General features: G+C 57.8%; 20 protein-coding genes. 7 read left to right on the top strand and 13 right to left on the bottom strand.

Going from position 1 to position 19120, the window contains the following annotated elements; genetic code table 11:
- Positions 1-760 precede the first annotated feature (760 nt).
- Both C8C92_RS24045 and C8C92_RS24040 read right to left on the bottom strand, forming a co-directional pair.
- Entirely contained in the window at positions 761-1150 is a 390-nt protein-coding gene (locus tag C8C92_RS24045; RefSeq protein ID WP_099762282.1) for a type II toxin-antitoxin system death-on-curing family toxin, read from the bottom strand.
- The gene (locus C8C92_RS24040; protein WP_099762283.1) at positions 1147-1374 is read right to left on the bottom strand and encodes a transcriptional regulator; all 228 of its coding nucleotides are present in this window, start codon (positions 1372-1374) and stop codon (positions 1147-1149) included. Before C8C92_RS24040 ends, C8C92_RS24045 begins: the two co-directional genes overlap by 4 nt.
- Before the next feature lie 184 nt (positions 1375-1558).
- Between C8C92_RS24040 and C8C92_RS24035 the strand changes: the two genes are divergently transcribed.
- Together C8C92_RS24035 and C8C92_RS24030 are read left to right on the top strand one after the other, a co-directional pair.
- The gene (locus C8C92_RS24035) at positions 1559-1882 is read left to right on the top strand and encodes a DUF1496 domain-containing protein (protein ID WP_165829535.1); all 324 of its coding nucleotides are present in this window, start codon (positions 1559-1561) and stop codon (positions 1880-1882) included.
- 273 nt (positions 1883-2155) lie between these two features.
- Complete coding sequence (locus C8C92_RS24030; RefSeq protein ID WP_099762285.1) at positions 2156-2491, top strand: FKBP-type peptidyl-prolyl cis-trans isomerase; 336 nt, start codon at positions 2156-2158, stop codon at positions 2489-2491.
- Positions 2492-2582: 91 nt separating this feature from the next.
- Here the strand turns inward: C8C92_RS24030 and C8C92_RS24025 are convergent, their stop codons facing one another.
- Positions 2583-3296, bottom strand: a complete 714-nt coding sequence (locus C8C92_RS24025; protein WP_099762286.1) for a YjjG family noncanonical pyrimidine nucleotidase — start codon at positions 3294-3296, stop codon at positions 2583-2585.
- Positions 3297-3424: 128 nt separating this feature from the next.
- Between C8C92_RS24025 and C8C92_RS24020 the strand changes: the two genes are divergently transcribed.
- Positions 3425-4159 (top strand): pyridoxine 5'-phosphate synthase, encoded by a 735-nt coding sequence (locus C8C92_RS24020; protein WP_116745423.1) that lies wholly within the window; start codon positions 3425-3427, stop codon positions 4157-4159.
- On the top strand, positions 4156-4671 hold the full coding sequence (locus tag C8C92_RS24015; RefSeq protein WP_165829534.1) for a DUF2947 family protein: 516 nt from the start codon (positions 4156-4158) through the stop codon (positions 4669-4671). Before C8C92_RS24020 ends, C8C92_RS24015 begins: the two co-directional genes overlap by 4 nt.
- A gap of 15 nt (positions 4672-4686) precedes the next feature.
- Here the strand turns inward: C8C92_RS24015 and C8C92_RS24010 are convergent, their stop codons facing one another.
- Positions 4687-5178 (bottom strand): DUF4265 domain-containing protein, encoded by a 492-nt coding sequence (locus tag C8C92_RS24010; RefSeq protein ID WP_099762289.1) that lies wholly within the window; start codon positions 5176-5178, stop codon positions 4687-4689.
- A gap of 122 nt (positions 5179-5300) precedes the next feature.
- On the opposite strand from C8C92_RS24010, the gene C8C92_RS24005 reads away from it, so the two are divergent.
- On the top strand, positions 5301-5693 hold the full coding sequence (locus C8C92_RS24005; protein ID WP_099762290.1) for a GFA family protein: 393 nt from the start codon (positions 5301-5303) through the stop codon (positions 5691-5693).
- Positions 5694-5801: 108 nt separating this feature from the next.
- On the opposite strand, the gene C8C92_RS24000 is transcribed toward C8C92_RS24005, so the two are convergent.
- Positions 5802-6464 carry a hypothetical protein gene (locus tag C8C92_RS24000; protein WP_180287867.1) on the bottom strand — a complete coding sequence of 221 codons (663 nt, stop codon included), beginning with the start codon at positions 6462-6464 and terminating at the stop codon, positions 5802-5804.
- A 176-nt stretch (positions 6465-6640) separates the two neighbouring features.
- The gene (locus tag C8C92_RS23995) at positions 6641-7360 is read right to left on the bottom strand and encodes a Crp/Fnr family transcriptional regulator (RefSeq protein ID WP_035828139.1); all 720 of its coding nucleotides are present in this window, start codon (positions 7358-7360) and stop codon (positions 6641-6643) included.
- Positions 7361-7910: 550 nt separating this feature from the next.
- Here C8C92_RS23995 and C8C92_RS23990 point away from each other — a divergent pair.
- Positions 7911-9590: a methyl-accepting chemotaxis protein gene (locus C8C92_RS23990; RefSeq protein ID WP_099762291.1), complete on the top strand. Its 1680-nt coding sequence runs from the start codon at positions 7911-7913 to the stop codon at positions 9588-9590.
- 8 nt (positions 9591-9598) lie between these two features.
- Here the strand turns inward: C8C92_RS23990 and C8C92_RS23985 are convergent, their stop codons facing one another.
- Positions 9599-9817, bottom strand: coding sequence for an oxidoreductase-like domain-containing protein (locus C8C92_RS23985; RefSeq protein WP_116745421.1), 219 nt, complete (start codon positions 9815-9817; stop codon positions 9599-9601).
- Between the two features lie 375 nt (positions 9818-10192).
- On the opposite strand from C8C92_RS23985, the gene C8C92_RS23980 reads away from it, so the two are divergent.
- On the top strand, positions 10193-11758 hold the full coding sequence (locus C8C92_RS23980; RefSeq protein ID WP_116745420.1) for a DEAD/DEAH box helicase: 1566 nt from the start codon (positions 10193-10195) through the stop codon (positions 11756-11758).
- Positions 11759-12169: 411 nt separating this feature from the next.
- Here the strand turns inward: C8C92_RS23980 and C8C92_RS23975 are convergent, their stop codons facing one another.
- The 6 genes from C8C92_RS23975 to C8C92_RS23950 form a co-directional block, all read right to left on the bottom strand.
- The gene (locus C8C92_RS23975; protein ID WP_099762294.1) at positions 12170-13393 is read right to left on the bottom strand and encodes a lipopolysaccharide biosynthesis protein; all 1224 of its coding nucleotides are present in this window, start codon (positions 13391-13393) and stop codon (positions 12170-12172) included.
- A gap of 270 nt (positions 13394-13663) precedes the next feature.
- A complete protein-coding gene (locus C8C92_RS23970) occupies positions 13664-15604 on the bottom strand; it encodes a nucleoside-diphosphate sugar epimerase/dehydratase (protein ID WP_099762295.1) in 1941 nt (646 codons plus the stop codon).
- 445 nt (positions 15605-16049) lie between these two features.
- Positions 16050-16535 (bottom strand): D-glycero-beta-D-manno-heptose 1-phosphate adenylyltransferase, encoded by a 486-nt coding sequence (gene rfaE2, locus C8C92_RS23965; protein WP_099762296.1) that lies wholly within the window; start codon positions 16533-16535, stop codon positions 16050-16052.
- Positions 16536-16593: 58 nt separating this feature from the next.
- Positions 16594-17154, bottom strand: a complete 561-nt coding sequence (locus C8C92_RS23960; protein WP_099762297.1) for a sugar transferase — start codon at positions 17152-17154, stop codon at positions 16594-16596.
- Positions 17151-18110, bottom strand: coding sequence for an NAD-dependent epimerase/dehydratase family protein (locus C8C92_RS23955; protein ID WP_099762298.1), 960 nt, complete (start codon positions 18108-18110; stop codon positions 17151-17153). The genes C8C92_RS23960 and C8C92_RS23955 overlap by 4 nt, the downstream gene beginning before the upstream one ends.
- Positions 18107-19105 carry a hypothetical protein gene (locus C8C92_RS23950; RefSeq protein WP_099762299.1) on the bottom strand — a complete coding sequence of 333 codons (999 nt, stop codon included), beginning with the start codon at positions 19103-19105 and terminating at the stop codon, positions 18107-18109. The genes C8C92_RS23955 and C8C92_RS23950 overlap by 4 nt, the downstream gene beginning before the upstream one ends.
- Positions 19106-19120 lie beyond the last annotated feature (15 nt).

The following is a 19120-nucleotide window of genomic DNA, read 5'->3' as shown; positions in this document are numbered from 1 at the left end:
GTGTTACGATGTGAGCCGTCTGACGCTCCGCAAATGGTAGAACCTCGATAGCACCGGGGACCGTTCGCACCGTCCTCACGCCGTGCACACGACGCTTTCAGCTGTCAGAAACTGGTCGTCGTTGCGCTGCGCACTACGCTGCGCCTGCCTACCGACGATCTGATGGCAATCACACGCGAGTTCGCCAACTCAGCTCTCTCGCACTCAACGTTGGGGCGTTGACCTCCAGATCGAAGAGCTAGAACTGCGGCTGGAAGACCTGAAAGCGATCGAGGGCGAGGGATGTGTAATTTCCGTGTAATCGTGCAGAGATATCCCAACATAAATCGAGAAAAAAATAGAAGTTTAGTCTATGCTTTTAAGATGTAACTAATTGATTAATAGGTTATTTTTGTATTTTTCAGAAAAACATAGAATGCTCTCCAAGAATACTCATAATCCGTTGGTGCCGTGTTCGACTCACGGGAGGCCCACCAGAATTAGCAGCAATAGAACGAGCCCCGGCGGGTGACTGCCGGGGCTTTTTTTGCGCGTGACAATCAGCGCAAGGTTTGGTCTGTGTCAGAACCAGTCTTACCGCTTTTTCCCGAAGCTCCGGTGTATAGGTTTTTGAGCGTGTCATCAGTTCTCCAGTTGGTGAAGTTTACCAAACTAGAGTGTCCGAAAAAGTCAGGGTGCCTCAGCCAGCACAGCGCTGACCCTTGCAAGGTATCAGGCAGTTACGCGGGCCGTGGGTGTTGTTGGGGATTTTCCTCTTGCTTTACGTCGTGATAAGGCGCTGTCGTATCCAGTCGGCCGTCTGCGGCTCCGTCAAATTGCCGGCGGCGACGGCCAGCATGAAATTGATGGCATCGATCTCACTGAACACAAGCGTCTCCCCATTGATGGCAAGGAACAGTCGACCGATCACCCAGGCAGTACGCTTGTTGCCGTCACTAAACCCGTGGCTGGTTGCGATGGCGTAGATGTAAGCTGCTGCAAGGTCGGCAGCATCCGGGGGCGGATTGCCATAGACGTCGAGGTTCGGTGCCCGATTGAGCGCCGACTCTACGGTGTTGAGGTCGCGTACGCCGGCCAATCCACCGTGCACTGCGAGCTGCTTGTCGTGGACCGCAAAAACGGTGTCTCGCTGCACCCATTGCCAGCTCATTTAGCGAGCACCCGCAGGATCTCGCGGTCGTCGTGCATGATCGACTCTGCCAAGGCCATCTGGCGCTCAAATTCAGGGTTGTACGGCGTGATACGCATCGCGCCGTCCGGGGCCTCGGTCAAATACAGGGTATCGCCTTTCTGCACGTTCAGGATGCGCTTGGCCTCCTTGTTCAAGATCAGCCCCTCAGATCCACCTACAGTTGTTACTTTGAATGCAAGCATGATGCCCTCCTTTTTCTATATAAGTTTTATTATATACTTGGTCTTGGGCGTGTCAAGCAGAGCGATCAGGCCGAAATTGTGTTTGCATGTTTTTGGGCGTTTCACGACATCTTGCTAAAGTTGATTTTTTTTACTCATTCCATGCAATAATTCTTTCTGGCAACATTAATTTGAGGAGTCAATTTTGCAATATTTCGCAGCGATTTTCTTGTTTGTGAGTGCCGCAGCTGGCGCTCAAAGTATCCAGCCCGATGCGGTCAATCCAGCCGGAGTCGAGAAATCGAAGATTTCGAAGTCCGATACTCGATATTGTGTGTACGATGACAAAAAGTATACTGAAGGTGCAGTCAAGAGCGTCGATGGGCAGATGCTGATTTGCATGGTAAGGAGTGGTCTATCTGTCTCACTTGAGGGTGGCGTCCGGGAGCCGCGCGAGCTTGTTTGGGAATTGGGGAGTTCATTACGTGGCAAGACTGCTCTCAAGACCCCGGCCAGCGTATTTAAATGACAGTACCCCACGAGGGGCAACGAAGGTTCAACGGCATAGTCATGCAATGACAGGATATAGTTACGGTTCCGGCTCTAAGTCATTGTAATGTAAGGTATTGTTGGATGATGTTACACGTTGAGAAGGACTCATAATCCGTTGGTACCGTGTTCGACTCACGGGAGGCCCACCAGAATTCAGCAAGAATAGAACGAGCCCCGGCGGGTGACTGCCGGGGCTTTTTGCATGCTGCCGTACAATCGCGGCATGACGATTGACGAAGGATGAAACGAGATGACGGCTGAAGTGAAGATTGACGATATCGTCGTGGGTGACGGCAAGGCGGCGGCGCGTGGCGCGCTGGTGACGGCGCATTACCGGGGCTGGCTGGAAGATGGCACGGAGTTTGACTCGTCGCATAAGCGGGGCGAGCCTTTTCGCTGCGTGCTGAGCAACAACAAGGTTATCCAGGGCTGGATTCTGGGTTTGTATGGCATGCAGGTCGGCGGCACGCGCAAGCTGTGGGTGCCTGCGCATCTGGCGTATGGCGAGCGGCAGGTGGGATTGATACCGCCGCATTCCAATTTGATCTTCCAGATTGAGTTGCTGGAAGTGCTGACGCGTGACTGATCTCTTGACGCGTAATCAGGCGGGCAGGGTACTTGCCGTCACTCGTGCTTTTGCACGAGCAGTTGCTCGACACCGGTGCGCTTGTGGAAGATCAAGCCTGTTTCAGCTTGACTTGCATCATGCCCAGCGCTGGCACGATGTCGTGCAGGCTGGCCACCTCACAAGTGGGAATGGCCGCCGAGGTGTTGGCCATGCTGTCCGGATTGAACCAGCAACTGGCTATGCCGTAGCGGTTGGCGCCGAGGATGTCGGCGTCCAGGCGGTCGCCGATGATGATGGTTGTATCTTTGCGGAATGCGCGCGCCATGTTGGCGGCGTATTCGAAGAAGCGCACGTCCGGCTTGGCGTGGCCGCACGCTTCTGAGGTGGCGACGAAGGAGATGTAGTCGCTCAGGCCGGAGGCGGCGATGCGGCGGTTCTGGATGGATTCGACGCCGTTGGTGATGATGCCCACTTCGCCGATACGCGACAGCGTTTCGCACACTTGCTTGGCGCCATCGATGAGTACGACCGTATCCGGCAGCGATTCCAGATACAAACGGCTGGCCAGGTCCGGGTCGATGGCGATGCCGTTCAGCGCAAACGTCTTGCGGAAGCGCTCCACCTTCAGGAAGTCCTTGCTCACGGTGCCCATTTCGAAACGTTTCCACAGCTCGACGTTGATCGCCTGGTACTGGGTGAACAGGCTGTCGATGTCATCGCGCAAGCCCAGTTCGTGCATGGTGTGCAGGAACGAGCGTTTTTCGGACGCCCTGAAATCGAGCAGGGTATCGTCCAGGTCAAACAGGAATAGCTGGTAGGTCATGGTATGTATTGATAGCGTGGAACTTGTCTTGCATCGTAGCACGTAGCGCCGAGTTCGGTTGGCGGTGCCCCGAGCGGGCGATCCGCTACAATCGCTGCCACACCCGTCACCCTCACGCCATTTCCGCCATGACCCAGCTCTCCGTCAACGTCAATAAAATCGCCCTGCTGCGCAATTCGCGCGGCCGTAATTTCCCCGATCTGCTCGCGTTTTCCGCGCGCTTTCTCGATCTGGGCGCCGCCGGCATCACCTTGCACCCGCGCCCGGACCAGCGCCATGCGCGCTACGATGATGTTGCTCCATTGCAGCGCCTGTGCGCGGAACGCGGACGCGAGCTGAATGTGGAGGGCTATCCGGCGGCGGATTTTTTGGATGTGGTGAAAAAGGTCCGCCCCGCGCAATGCACGCTGGTGCCCGATATGCCGGGGCAATTGACGTCCGATCACGGTTGGAATATTGAACAGCACGCGGCGCTGTTGCGTCCCGCCATTGCGCAATTGAATGACCTGGGCATCCGGGTCAGCCTGTTTGTCGATGCCGATTATCCGGCGCTGGAATGGGCGCGCGAAGTGGGTGCGGCGCGCGTTGAACTGTACACGGAACGGTTTGCGGAAAGCCATGGCAGCGCGCAGGGCGATGCCGTGTTTGAGACGTATCTGCAGGCGGCGCGGCGGGCACAGGCGCTGGGCCTGGGCGTGAATGCCGGGCACGATCTCGATTTGCACAATCTGGCGCGTTTCCTGGACATTCCCGGCATCCTGGAAGTGTCGATCGGCCATGCGCTGGTGGTCGAATGTCTTGAACTGGGCATGGATAAGGTGCTGGGCCGCTACCTTGAAATATGTCAACCTTCGCATTCTTGAACGGCTACGGCAGCCTTCCGCTGCAAGCTGAGCGGGACTGGGCCTTCTTCGACGCCGATTTCGCTATCTCGGCAGAAACGCTGGCGCAGGTGCAGGCGCTGACGCCCGATGCGGCGGCGCAACTGTGGACGCGCCATGTGTCGGTCCATGCCGATGAAATACACCCCATGCAGTTGCGCGAGGGACACCGCTTGCAGCCGACAGTATCGGGGCCGGACTGGCTGGCCGAGTTCGATTCCGTTTCCAGCGAGGGTCAGGTGCAGGCGGGTCGCATGGCAAGGTTTCTCTCTTCCCATTTTCATGCTGCAGAAGCCGCACCCGTTTTTTTCATGGCCAGTCGCACGCTTGCTTATGCGCTGACACCGGCCGCGCTTGCAGCATGCTGGCCTTGCTTGCTGGCCATTTCTGACGAGGGGCCTTTGCTGTACCAGCCAGTCACGGGCAGGTTCGTCTGGTGCCGGCCACCGGGGGCGCTGGCGGGCGGTGAGGATGGGCGGGCGCCCTCTCCGTGACTGCTTGAGCAGCGATTACCTATCCACCCACCACTTGAGCAATGTTTCATCATCGTCGTCATCGAGGTTGGCGTAGATATTGGCGAAGTACCATTCCACGCCCGTTGCCGTGCGGAAGGCGTCGAAGGGACCGTTGACGTTGTAGATGCCGTGGTGTCCCGGCACGCTGAAGGTGAGATTGCCCTTGTACTGGCCATCCATGGTGCCGCCCAGTTGCTCCTGCACGTCGCGCTCGAGCTGGTCGACTGCTTCTTGCGGCACGTCGTCGGCATAGATCTGGATGCAGAAGTTGCCGCCGCGCTTTAAGACTTCGGCGGGGGCGAGCGGGTCGGCGATGCTGACGATGTCGCCGCGTGCCAGGTTCAGGGTCAGGCCGGGCGAGGCCAGCAGTTCGTAGACGTGTTCGTCGATCTGGCGCGCCGGCAGGGATTCATACACGGGGCCGTCGGTGTTTTCGCCTGCCAGTACGCGGATGTGCGGCAAGCCTTCGCAATTGATGTCTTCCATTTATTCTTTCATAGTGCCGGCGCGCTGCGTTGCGGGTCGCGCCAGCGTGGGGTTTCATGGCAATATTGTACCGGGATCGTGCCAGCTGGCGGGGTACGCAACGGTGCAAACGAGGAGACGCAATGGAAAATGCGGTGCAGGCAGGCGGTTGTTTATGTGGCGCCGTGCGCTTCGAAGTAACAGGCGAGGGCAGCAATCCGCACAGCTGCTCGTGCCGAAATTGCCAGCAGCACACGGGCGTGCCGACGGTGGCGTGGGTGGAGTTTGCGCGCGATCAAGTACGCTGGACGGGCACGGCCGGCGCACCTGCCACTTACCGCTCTTCCGACTATTCCAGCCGGGCCTTTTGCGCTGCTTGCGGCAGTTCCATCGGCGCCATCGACGATGCGCCGACGGTAGCCTTGCTGGTGGGCAGTTTTGATGATCCAGGCCAGGCCGCGTTTGCGCCCGAATACCACTCGTTTGACGATGCCAGGCCGGGCTGGTGGCCGGTCGCCACCGTTGCCGCCGGTTAGACGCGGCGTGCCGCAGTGCCTGGCCCGCAATGCTTTTCAAGTGCCAGGGATATAAAAAAGGCACGCCGCAGCGTGCCTCGATATCGTGCCTGGCGGATTGGTGCCAGCTTAGAAGCGGTAGCTGGCACTGATGCGCAGCACCGGATACGCCTTGAAATCCTTGACCTTGTCGGCCAGTTTGTCGTTTTCAGCGGCCACGTCCGTTTTCAGGGCAGCACACACCAGCGGGTCGCAGCCAGTATTGCGCAGCGCGGTTTTCGGCGCACCCTGGAACAATACGCCGATGTCGCTGGAAATGCCCCAGCCGGCTTCTTTCACAGGGTTGCCCCAGCCGATGCCGATGTAGGGCGCGACCTTGCGGAAATCGATGGTGCCGTCCAGCTGGCCAGCGCTGGCTGCCGTATAGGTGTTGCCGTTCAGTGTATAGCTGCCGTTTTTGTTCGGCTTGCCTTTGGCATCGATTTTGTTGCCGTTGTACACGACGCCGGCGCTCACGCGGAACGCGCCGTCCATGGGGAAGTAGTCGAGCAGGGCGTCGAAGGTGCGCAGCTTGAGTTTCAGCTTGTAGTCGACGTCGTCGGTGCTGGAGTCGTAGGAGTAATTCAGGAAGCCGACGCCAAAACGGGCATTCAGATTCGATTGCAGCGGCACGCTCAGGTGCGCGCCGACGCCAGTCGTACCCAGGTCAGCCGCGATGGCTATATCTGCCTGGGCTTGGCTAGCGCAGAACATGCCTGCCAGCAAGGCGGCGATCAGGTGGTGCTGTTTCATGCTTACGGACTCCAGTTGTTAGTCAAACACCGCGTCAAGTGCACCCATGGAAACTAGGGTTTCCATGGGGAAATTTCTACGAGGATGATAGGGGCTGGGGAGACGCAAGGCAAGACTGGCGGTGCAAGGTGTTGCTTTCCTGTCGCAACGCCCTGCACTTGTTTACTTCTGGCTACTTAGTTATGTGCGCTGATGCCGCTACGGAATTGTTCGAAACCGGCGCGCGCGGCCTTGTAGCAATTGCCGGCGGCCGCTTCCAGGCCTTCGCGGTCGAGCACTTCGACGGTGCCGCGGCGGTACTGGATCAAGCCTTCGTCCTGCAGTTTGCGCGCCGTGACGGTGACGCTTTCGCGGCGCACGCCCAGCATGTTGGCCATGGTGTCTTGCGTCACCTTCAGCTCGTTCGACAACGAACGGTCGAGGCGGTCCAGCAGCCAGCGGCACAGTTTCTGTTCGATGCTGCAATGACGGCCGCCCACCACATTCTGTGCCATTTGCGCAAACATGGCGCTGGTGTAGCGCATCAGCAATTGCGCCAGCGCGCCGCCTTCATTGAATACTTCACGCAGGAAAGCCGTTTTCAGGCGGTAGCCGTAGCCGGCCGTCTGCACGATGGCGGTGCAGGTGGCGCGCTCGGCTTCGTACAGCACCACGCCGGCGACGCCTTCACGGCCGATGACGGCGATCTCGGTGGTGGCGCCGTCTTCCATTACATACAACAGGGAAACGATGGCGTTGGTGGGGAAATACGTGTATTCAATCTTGCCGCCGCAATCGAACAGGTGCTTGCCGGCAGGCAGAGCGACCAGTTCCAACTGGCAAAACAGGCGCTCCAGATCGGCGCGCGACAAGGCGCGCAGCAATTCGTTCTGTTGCGCGCCCGTGATGCTGATCATGGGTGCTGCCGGCGCGGCTTGCCAGTTGTGCTGGGCGGCGGCGTGGCTATTCGTTGCTGGGGTCAGGTTGCTATAAGCTTTGTACATGGTAGGGCCTCGTCTTCTGATTTTGTTGGATGGCGCTGCTTTTCTGGCTTGCTAGCGTTGTGCTGAATCTTGTATCCACTATAGGACCAGGGGGCGTGGGTGTGCATCGGATGAGCCGACGCGCTTATGTAGGCTAGGAACATTGCCTCGTGTCATCCGACTCCTACGCCTGCTTGTGTATTTTCCCTGCGGAAACAACGGTGTCTGGGAAATAATGCGACACGCGGCCCGCTACACGCGAACTTTGGACGCAGGCAGCGGTCAAACCACTCTGCGTGGCAGCACGACGGTGATAAAATGTTGCCTTGCGGAAATTTGATGCGCGTTTCGATAGAAGTTGCTGCGCTTGCTCTTCAACCCTGGTCACTTCCGCTTCACCCTGCCCTCATTGCCCGCGCCGTGCATGTGCCGGTGCGCGCACCTGTCTTGTCCCGTTTACCCGTTTAATGAAGGAAAGCAACGCATGAAATGGTTTTTTGATTTGAAAATTGCCACCAAGCTGATCTTGTCGTTTGGCGCCGTGCTGTTGTTGACGGCGGCGCTGGGCGTGTCAGCGATCTTTTCCATGGCGCGTATCAATACCGCGTCGACGGACCTGTCCACCAACTGGATGCCCAGCGTGCTGGCGGCGATGTCCATGCGCAGCGATGTCAGCGATTTCCGCCGCTGGGAACTGGCGCACATGCTGGCCGCGCAGGATGCCGACATGGCGCTGAACGAAACGCGCATGACGGAAACGCAGACCAAGCTGAAGGCCGATGGGGACAACTACCGTCGCCTGATTTCCGAACCGGGTGAGCAGGAAGCCTTCGAGCGCTTCCTGACGCTCAACGATGAATTCATGCGCCTGCACGCAACCATGCTGAGCCTGTCGCGCGAGATGAAGAAGGAAGAGGCGCGCGCGCTGGCCGTGGGAGCGTCGGCCAAGGTCATGGCGGACATGATGGTGGCCCTGGATAAACTGGTGTCGATTAACACAGAAGGCGGCGTGCGCTCGAGTGCCAGCGCCGATGCGACGTATGCGGCTTCGCGCGCCAGCTTGATCGGCTTGCTGGTGGGCATCGTTGTCATCGGCATGCTGCTGGCGCTGTGGGTGGCGCGCAGCGTGGCGCGTCCGCTGATCGCGGCCGTTGGCGTGGCGCGCCAGGTGGCGGCCGGCGATTTGACTGCGCATATCGTTGTGCAATCGCAAGACGAAACGGGGCAATTGATGCAGGCCCTGAAAGACATGAATGCCAGCCTGCAGAATCTGGTGGGCCAGGTGCGCAGCGGCACCGATACCATCGCTACGGCGTCGAGCCAGATTGCCGCCGGCAACCAGGATTTGTCGTCGCGCACGGAAGAGCAGGCCAGTTCGCTGGAAGAAACGGCTTCCTCGATGGAAGAGCTGACCTCGACCGTCAAACAGAATGCGGACAATGCGCGCCAGGCCAACACCATGGCGCTGACCTCGTCGAGCATCGCCATCGAGGGCGGCAAGGTCGTCAGCGAAGTGGTGGGCACGATGGCGTCGATCAATGCCTCGTCGCGCAAAATCGTCGACATCATCGCCGTCATCGACGGCATTGCCTTCCAGACCAATATCCTGGCCCTGAATGCCGCCGTCGAGGCAGCGCGTGCGGGCGAGCAGGGGCGCGGCTTTGCCGTCGTGGCCACCGAAGTGCGCAACCTGGCGCAGCGCTCGGCTGCGGCGGCCAAGGATATCAAGGTCCTGATCGGTGATTCGGTCGAGAAAGTCGAGGCGGGATCCGTACTGGTGGACCAGGCGGGCCGCACGATGGATGACATCGTTGCCAGCATCACCCGCGTGACGGACATCATGAGCGAGATCACTGCCGCCAGCAGCGAGCAGAGCGCCGGTATCGAGCAAGTCAACCAGGCCATCGCCCAGATGGACCAGGTGACGCAGCAAAATGCGGCCCTGGTGGAAGAGGCGGCCGCGGCGGCTGAATCGATGCAGGAGCAGGCCGCCAGCCTGAGCGAAGTGGTCAGCATCTTCAAGCTCGATGTGGCCAGCACCGCCGTGAGCCGGCCGCGCGCGCCAGTCAAGGCGCAGGCAGTCGTCGCGCCCGCACCGGTGTCGCGTCAGTTGGCCAGCACGGCGCGTCGCACGGCGCCAGTGGATGAGTGGGAAAGCTTTTAATTAAGAAATTAGGCGCGCTTGCGCGGTTTCTTGATGCTTGGGGTGGCGGGGGCGGCAGCGGTTTGCTGGCGCTGCTGCCACGCCCTCAGGGCCTCTTCGTAGGCGGCCAGGTCTTCCTGGTACATTTCCAGCACGCAAAAGGTGCAACCGCTGTGGCAACACTCGTCATTGCCCGGCTTGCTGGGCGCTTGCGGTTGCGGATCGTGGGGGAAAGGCGGGGTGGGCATGGTGAGGGCAGGCGACGGCGGAGCTGGTATCGGAGCGGGCATAGGAGTTGGCATCATACGGCATTCCGGCGTGCCATTGCTGGAACGCTTTTTGCTCAAAAATCACGGTTTCCGTGTACAGTTGCGGTGAATTAGGGTATCGTTTACAGCACTGATATTGTATCTTCTGCGCGCGATGTTCCGCCGGCGCGATCTCCGCCGCCATCGCAGCACATCTCTTCGACGCTCCCGCATACGCCATACAGCATGTCCCGGAGCACGGAGGTGCCGCAAGAACGATGATCCATGGCTTGCAAGACGGAGCTGCCTGTGCCCCGAAATGTTGTTTATTGAGAAAGCATGGCTTCCGCAGTGCGGAGGCACACCAGAAAATTTATGTCTGAAACCGAATCGACTCCTACGCCCAGCCCGGCGATTGCCCCTGAAGCGGCGCCCGCCGCTGCACCTGCACCTGCACCTGCACCTGCAGCATCCGCTGCCCCCACCCTGACTTTCGCCGACTTTGGCCTTGCGCCTGAAATCCAGCGCGCACTGACCGATCAGGGCTACACCCGTCCGACACCGATCCAGGAGCAAGCCATTCCCGTGGTGCTGCAAGGGCGCGATGTGATGGGCGCTGCGCAAACGGGTACCGGCAAGACCGCCGGTTTTTCCTTGCCGATCATCCAGTTGCTGATGGCGCATGCCAGCAGCAGCATGTCGCCGGCGCGCCACCCGGTACGCGCGCTGATCCTGACCCCGACCCGCGAACTGGCGGTGCAGGTGGCAGAAAATGTCAAGGCCTACGCCAAGCACACGCCGCTGCGTTCGACGGTCGTTTTCGGCGGCATGGACATGAAGCCGCAAACGGTCATCTTGCGCGGCGGCGTGGAAATTGTCATCGCCACGCCGGGCCGTTTGCTCGACCATATCGAGCAAAAGAATATCAGTCTGAGCCAGGTGCAGATGCTGGTCATGGATGAAGCCGACCGCATGCTGGACATGGGCTTCCTGCCGGACTTGCAGCGCATCATCAACTTGCTGCCGAAGCAGCGCCAGAACCTGATGTTCTCGGCCACGTTCTCGCCAGAAATCAAGAAGCTGGCCGCCACCTTCCTCAACGATCCGCTGACGATCGAAGTGGCGCGCAGCAACCAGACGGCCGACAAGGTCACGCAAGTGGTCTACAAGGTGACGGAAGACCAGAAGCATGCCCTGGTCGCCCATCTGCTGCGCCAGCGCGACCTGAAACAGGTCATCGTCTTCTCGAACACCAAGATCGGCGCCTCGCGCCTGGCCCGCGTGCTGGAGCAGGAAGGCATGAGCGCCACGGCGATTCATGGCGACAAGAGCCAGCAAGAGCGCATGGCGGCGCTGGAAGCGTTCAAGAAGGGCGAGATCGACGTGCTGGTGGCGACCGACGTGGCGGCGCGCGGCCTGGATATTTCCGACTTGCCTTGCGTGATCAACTTCGACTTGCCGTACAACGCGGAAGACTATGTGCACCGCATCGGCCGTACGGGCCGCGCCGGCGCCTCGGGCGACGCCATTTCGATCTATTCGGATAAAGACGAGCGCTTGCTGGTCGATATCGAGAAACTCATCAAGCAAAGCATCAAGCGCGGCGAATTGACGGGTTTCAATCCGGCTCCTGCCCGCAGCAGCAGCAGCAGCGACAGCGAGCGCCGTCCGCCGCGCCGCACCGAAGGTAGCGAGGCGCGCCCCGCGCGCGCGCCAGAGAGCCGCCATGCTGGCGACAGCAGCCGCGACAGCCGCTCCGCCGAGCGCGGTGCACGTCCCGCCTTTGGACCTGGCGCCCGCCGCGAAAAGGCCGATCCCTGGTTCCTGAAGCCGTATGAGCCAGCCAAGGCAGCGGCTCCCGCTGCTGCCAGCATGGCGCCAGTCGCGGCCAAGCCGAAGCAGAAAGTGGCAGCGTTGTTGGGTGGCTTGCTGAAGCAATAGGGACTGATGGTGCCTGTACGTCGGGTATAGGCAATATCCTGTATGGAAATGCAGAATATTGTCGAACGGGAATAAACTGATGCGGGGTAACGATGAACGGCCTGATCGCCTTGTGCGATCAGGCCGTTTTTCATTCAGTATCACATGCAGCATGCCGGCGCTGCAGTGTGCGAGGAGCGTAATGCCAGCACGATGCGCGATCTCCTGATGAAGACCTTGTAATGGCCAGATATGTCGCCGTGCGCGCCAGGGAGCGGTGCTGGAGAAGGGGCATGGTATCGCCAGGGACCGGTGCGCCGCGAGCACGAGCGAGCGAGGTCGTGGCGTAGAGTGGTTTCTAGCAAAGAAAATGCCGCTTAGTTTTTACTGAGCGGCATCTCGGAATGCTGGTCGGGCAGTTTGATACCAGACTCAGGTCTTGCTAAACATTTTGCGTCCGAAGATGACGGCCAGGGACAGAATGAAACCGGCAAACAGGCTGAACAAAATGGTGACCGACAGACGCAAGGACAGATTTTCTGGCAAGCTAGGACCTGCAATGAAGCGGCTTTTTTCCAGGTACTGGCTGATCGCTGTTTGATTGTCGATAGTGATCTGATTAAAGACCTCCTTGACTGTATCGTCTTCCATGTTCTTGTTTTTGAAGACTTCAACCTTTACCGGTTCCAGGCCGCGCAAGATATCTTCGCCGGATTTCGTATTGTCGACCAGGATTTTTGCCTTGTCGTAATACTCGCGCAACAGCAAGTTCTGCTGCTGTTCGCGGCGTGCCTTATGTATTTTTTCGGTCGCTTCCGACGCCAGTACTTCTGTGGTCATCAATTGCGTGACTGGCGGCAGATAGCGCGCGGTTTCATCATTGACCGAAACGATCTGACGCGAAGCCTGGCCAGCTATTTCTGGATAGCGCGATACAATTTTCTTTAAATCATCACCGCTGCGACGGAAGTAAGCAAGGCGCTCATTATTTACAATAATTTCATTTTCCAGCGCCGTGATCTTGGCCGTCATTTCGACATGCTTGAAGCGCAGGATATCTGTGTAAATGATATACACGATGGTATCCATCGTGTAGCGGCCCAGTAGTCCAACGATGTTTTGTGCTACTTTTGGATCCTTATCGTCATAGCTGATGCGTAAGCCAATGACGTTGTTGTTGCCATCCTTGGGATCTTCCAGTAATTCCTTGGCATCAAGTTTGGTAAACGGGAATACCGGATCGATCCACTTCGAAACGCCTTCGCGCGAGGCAAAGGACCGGCGTAATGACTCGGTGCTGGCGCTTTGTTCCAGTTTGTGTTGAGCGAGGAAGTCCGTAAAGCGCTCGTTCGATTTGAACGCCGCAGCATAGCGTTTGTAGTCAGCCAGTTTGATGCCAGGGCTTGGTTCCTTTTCCTTTTCTTTTTCCTTGTCAGCGTTTTTCTTGACCATGGGAATAGCCCCGCCAAACTGGAAGAAGCCTTCACTCTTGTAGTCGGAAAATAACATCCGGCCTGCCAGGCCCGCGGCCACAGCAAGCAAGGTAATCGCCAGTAAAGTCCGGCGTCCCTGCCATACGGTCGTCAGCAAATCGGTGACGGGAAGAATATTTTCATCGATCTCATCCCCTTCAATCATTTTTACTTCTTTATACATAATTTCTCATTTTAATAAATGCTTGCTGCAGGAGTTTCAAGTATGTGGTTTATATCTGGGGCGAGGCGCATGGTGCTGATTCCACCTGAGCTTGCCTTTGTTAGGTCGATGTCTGCCAGGCGAAGAGTAACGTTGTCATGATGGCTAAACAACGCGCAATTCTTTATATTATAGCGTTTCAATTCTGCTGCGCCGTGCCTAATTGTGACAGTTTGTATAGCCTCACTGTCTGGCGCGATCCGGAGTTTGCGCCAGCCAGCCTTGCCAGTGTTACAACATGACGGATGCGCCAGGGGTTTCCTGCAATGGACGAGACTGTTGCGTACGCTGCTCCAGCCAGATAAAGTCTTCAATGCCACATTGCGGGCTGTATTCCTTGATGATGGTGCGTAGTGAGGTACGGACCCCTTCGTAGTCGAACTGGCTGCAGGCGCGATCCATTTCTTTCAGCATGGCGTGCAATTCGGCCCAGGCAATTTCAGATTCCTGGGCCCGCATGATCAGCGGGTGGCTGGTTCCTTCGACATTGTCGCCGATCAGCAATTCCTCATATAGTTTTTCACCTGGACGCAAGCCTACATGTTCAATGGCAATGCCATCCGGCGCTGTCTTGCTGCGCACTTCCAGGCCGCTGAGATGGATCATCCGTTCCGCAAGGTCGATGATCTTGACCGGTTCGCCCATGTCCAGCACGAAGACATCGCCGCCTTCTCCCATGGCGCCCGCCTGCAATACCAGTTGCGCCGCTTCAGGGATGGTCATGAAGTAGCGCGTGATTTCAGGATGCGTCAGGGTAATGGGGCCACCCGCTTCGATCTGTTTGCGGAAGAGGGGCACGACGGAGCCGGACGATCCCAGGACGTTGCCGAAGCGAACCATGCAGAAGCGGGTGTGCTTCTGGTTGCGGGCGAATGCCTGCAAAATCAGCTCGGCCAGACGCTTGGTCGAGCCCATGACATTGGTCGGTCGCACGGCCTTGTCCGTGGAAATGAGCACGAAGCATTTGACGCCGCTGGCAATGGCCGCGTTGGCGATGCTTAAGGTTCCGAACACATTGTTGCGCACGCCTTCGATCGGGTTATGCTCGACCAGCGGCACGTGCTTGTAGGCAGCCGCGTGGTACACCGTATCGACGACGTAGGTCGTCATGATTTTTTTGCATTTTTCAGTGTCGAGCACGCTACCGAGAAAAGGCAGTAAATCAAAATGCAATCCTTGGGACGACTTTATTCCCAGCAATTCCTGTTTGATGGAATATAGGGCAAATTCCGACATCTCCAGCAGGATCAGGCGTGTCGGACGCAAGGTAACGATCTGACGGCACAGCTCGGAACCGATCGAGCCCCCCGCACCGCTGACCATGACGCATTTGCCGGTAATGCAGGCGGCAATCAGCCCGGCGTCTGGCGTGACCTGGTCGCGTCCCAGCAAGTCTTCAATTTCGATGTTGCGGATATCCTGGAGGCGCAGCTCGCCGCTGACCAGACTTTCCACCGGAGGCGTGACTTTGATATGCACTTTTAAAGGCTCGAGCTTGTCGAGGATGCGCTTTTGCCGGTTTTTTGAAATGGACGGCATGGCCAGCAGGATTTCGCTGATGCTGGTACGGGCGATCACATCGGACAAGTCGGCGGTGCCGTACACCTTCATGCCAGAAATGGTAATGCCATTCAGTTCGCTGTTGTCGTCAATGAAGGCCACGGGCAGGTAGTCATGGCCGGCACGCAAGGCGCTGGCCAGTTGCGTGCCAGCCCTGCCGGCCCCATAGATGGCCACCCGCACCATGCCCTGGCGTTTGCTTGGGTGTAACAGGAAGCCGCGCGCCAGGAAGCGGCTGGCCACCACGTAAGCGATGGCACTGATCCAGTAAATGCCGAACACGCCGCGCGACATGCCGACCATGTGGGTCATGAAGGCCGCCAGCGCGACCAGCAGGGCCACTGAAATCGTGACACCGAGAATGACCGAGAAAATGATTTTCTGATCGATGAAGCGTATCACCGCCCGGTATAGGCCCAGTCGTATAAATATGGGCAGAGAAATGAGCGGCACAGCGACGATCAGGTACAGATAACTCATGAACAGAGCCGTATTGACCGAATCGTAGCGTAGCAGGATGGCGATGCAGAACGTAATCGGCAGAAGAATTAAATCTGCCGTTGCCGCGATCATCTGCTTATGGAACCGAGATAAATCAAGAATGGATTTCATTGTTTGGCTAAAAATTATTGTGATTCGACTCGATAAGCCTGTTTTTTTCTGCGCAATATCCGCGCATGGCATATGTCAGAAGTATTATCGATGTAAACATCAAGGTAAGAAAGGGTGGATTTGATACGCTTGATGTTAAAAAACTTTCGATGAATATTCTTCACCGGATAAATTCAAAAAAAGTATGGTGATTGTCAAACCAGGCAAGGAAAAATTCTTGCGGTATTTGCAATCACACTGGCGTGCATGTTAATGGAATGGCTGAAAACATGGCGCGCCTGCCTGCTAAGTAGGTCGTGGGAAATTATTGTGAAGTTATGACGAACAGAGCCGGATGCTCTGCAAGGCGCCCGCTGCGACGCAGTGCGAGCACTGCTAGCAGCGGGCAACACCACAGAGCGCCGGTTATGGAAGTCAGAAATCACAATAATTTCCCACGACCTACTTAGCCTGGCGCCTGGCTGCGCACCTTGGCCAGCAGCTTGGAGGTCGAGCGGTCATGCTGGAAGTCGATTGCCACCGCCTGCCCTCCATAGGCGAGCACTGCCTGCCCTTCTGGAATGGCCTCCATCTGGTAATCCCCGCCCTTGACGTAAATATCGGGATGGGCCTCGCAGACGACTTGTAACGCGGTATCGTCCTCGAATGCCACGACCAGGCTGACCGATTCGAGCGCTGCCAGCACCGCCATGCGGTCCGGGCAGGCATTCAGCGGGCGGTCATCTCCCTTGTTCAGGCGCTTGACGGAGGCGTCGGTATTTGCCGCCACGACCAGCGAGCCGCCCAAGGCCCGTGCCTGTGCCAGATAGGTTACATGCCCGCGGTGCAGGATGTCGAACACGCCGTTGGTCATGACGACTGGCTTGGGAAGGGCCGCAACGCGTTGTTTCAGCTGTTCCAGGGAGGCGATTTTTTTTTCGAATTCAGGCATGGTAGACAGAGAGAGCTAGGTTAAATACACCTGCCGCGCAGAGGCGCGGCAGGTCGTGTCAGTGTGTGACGCCGTCGCGTTTGATCACTTTCAGGAACGTCAAAAAGATGATTTTGATATCCAGTGCCAGGGACTGCTGTTTCAGGTATGCCAGATCGAGTTGCACTTTTTGTGGAATGGGCAAGTCGTCGCGGCCATTGATCTGGGCCCAGCCCGTCAAGCCCGGCAGCAACCGGTCGACGCCGTGTTCCGTGCGCAAGGCGATCAGGTCATCCTGATTGAACAGGGCAGGCCGCGGTCCGACAAAACTCATGTCGTTGACAAGGATGCTCCACAGTTGCGGCAGTTCATCGAGGCTCGACTTGCGCAGGAAGGAGCCGACGGGCGTGAGAAATTGCGCGGGATTCTGCAGCAGGTGGGTGGCTACTGCCGGTGTGCCGATACGCATCGTGCGAAATTTTGGCATCTTGAAAATACGGTTGCGTTGGCCCACGCGATCCGACCAATACAGGACAGGACCTGGGGAGGTCAGGCGTACTGTCAGGGCGACGATGAGCAGCGGCAATGCGAGGATGACGGTCGCCATCAGGGCCAGCAGGAGGTCGAATAGTCGTTTCATGATGTGTGTGTGTATTCCTTACCAGTTTTAATCAGGGCCTCGGCCGTTGTGTAGGGCGCTTGCCATCCCAGTTGCCGTTGTGCCTTGGCGATATCGACAGTCAATCCGGCGTCGAGCTTGTCAAGCATCTGACGCTTGCCAACCAAGGTGCAGGCCAGCACAAGCAATGACCTGGGAATGGCCAGCAGGCGCGCGGTCTTGCCCATGCCGATGGCCAGATGGCGGAAAATTTCGGGCAGGGTCACCGTTTGCGCATCCGCCGCCAGAAAAACGTCGTGCAGCGCTTGCGGGCAAGTTGCGCAGGTGCGCAGGAAATCGGCCAGGTTCCACACGCTGATCAGGTTGCGTTTCGACTGCAGGCGCCCGAACGGCAGCGGCCAGCCTTTTGCGGCGAGCCTGAGCAGGATGCCGAAGTTGCCGGGGGCTTCCGGTCCGTAGACCAGTACTGGCCGTACGATGGCATACTCCATGCCGCATTGTTGTGCCATGTCTTGCACCAGCTGTTCGGCTTCCAGCTTGCTGATGGCATACAGGTCATGCGGCGCCAGCGTGTCTTGTTCCGAAAAGGGCGTGATATTGCGGTTTCCATTGACGCCGATCGAACTGACAAAGACAAAGCGCTTGACGCGCGCATCGGCTGCGCGTTCCAGCAAGCGCCTGGTCAGCCCGACATTCACGCGGCGAAATTCGCCAAGCGGATCGGCGGCGGTATCGTGCATCACGTGGGCGCGGCCGGCCAGGTGGATCACGACATCGCACTGTGGCAGCACCGTGTCGAGCGCGTCGAGGTTGGCGAAATCGGCGATGCGCACTTCCTGCGCCACGCCAGGGATGGCGCGGCCGCCGTCACGCACCAGGGCGACCACGCGGTGGCCATGCCCGGCCAGGTGGCTGCAGAGCCGGCGTCCCACAAAACCCGTGGCGCCGGTCACCAGGATGGTCTGGCTGGTACTCATGGCGCCACCGAAAACACGTCGCGCAGCCAGCCGTCGATCGAGTATTTGTCATACAGCGCGGCAGGCAGGTCGACATACGGCGTGGTCAGGAATGCCGGATCGATCTGGGGCGTTTCCCTGTCGATCACGGCGATGTTTTCCGGCCGATAAAAATCGTACTTCCTGACATTTTGATTCGTCGTGATCAATTTCTTTCGGGCGCCCACCATTTCGATAGTGCGCATCGTCAGGCCGATCTGATTCGGATGCTGGAAATCAAGAATGACATTCGACTTGGCGATGGCTGCCATCACCTGCGCCTTGTTCATCGGCGCAAAGGAAAATTCGGAGATTTTCGATTTGAAGAAAGCTGGCACGAACAGCTTTTTCAAGCGATAGATCACGATGCTGGGAATGAACAGGAAAAAGAAATTCGGCTTGCCATTGGGTGGTAGCGCGGCGCTGATCTTCTTCACCAGCGCATAGCGGTCGCTGTGCGCCGTGCCGATAAAGGTGACGTTATAGCCGATCTCCGTGCGCGGCAGGTCGCGGTATTCGTTCAGGAAAAACAGCGGCCGCAGGCGGATGCCGGGAATCGTCTGGGCATCCTGGTCATCGAAGGTAAACGCGCTGTCGAACTGACCGACGGATTGCCGGAAATTGCCATTGTTTTTCACCGAGTCATACGAATAGTAAATGAACTTGGCCTTCGCATTTTTTTCGCGCAAGGCTTGCAGGATATCGGCCGGCATGCATTCCATCTTGATGATGAACACAAAGTCGTAATTGCCGTGGTTGCTATCGAGCAGAACTGAAAAATAGCGGTGAATCGCCTGCTGTTGCGTACGCGGCATGACACGGATGGCGAACTTCGACCAGGCGCTGGTGGACGGACGATCGTCGTGATAGTCGACGTGCGCTCCCAGCTCTTCGAGCCGTTTCTTTATTTCGCGTTCATACCCAAAAAAAGCCGGGGCGATAAACAGGATTTTTTTCCCGTTAAAAAAATTTTCCACTGTACTTAATCAATC

This window comes from Janthinobacterium sp. 78 (genome assembly GCF_003096775.1).
Classification (GTDB): Bacteria; Pseudomonadota; Gammaproteobacteria; order Burkholderiales; family Burkholderiaceae_D; genus Janthinobacterium; species Janthinobacterium tructae.
Note: the sequence above shows the minus strand (reverse complement) of the source record. Positions and strands in the feature narration are given on the sequence as shown.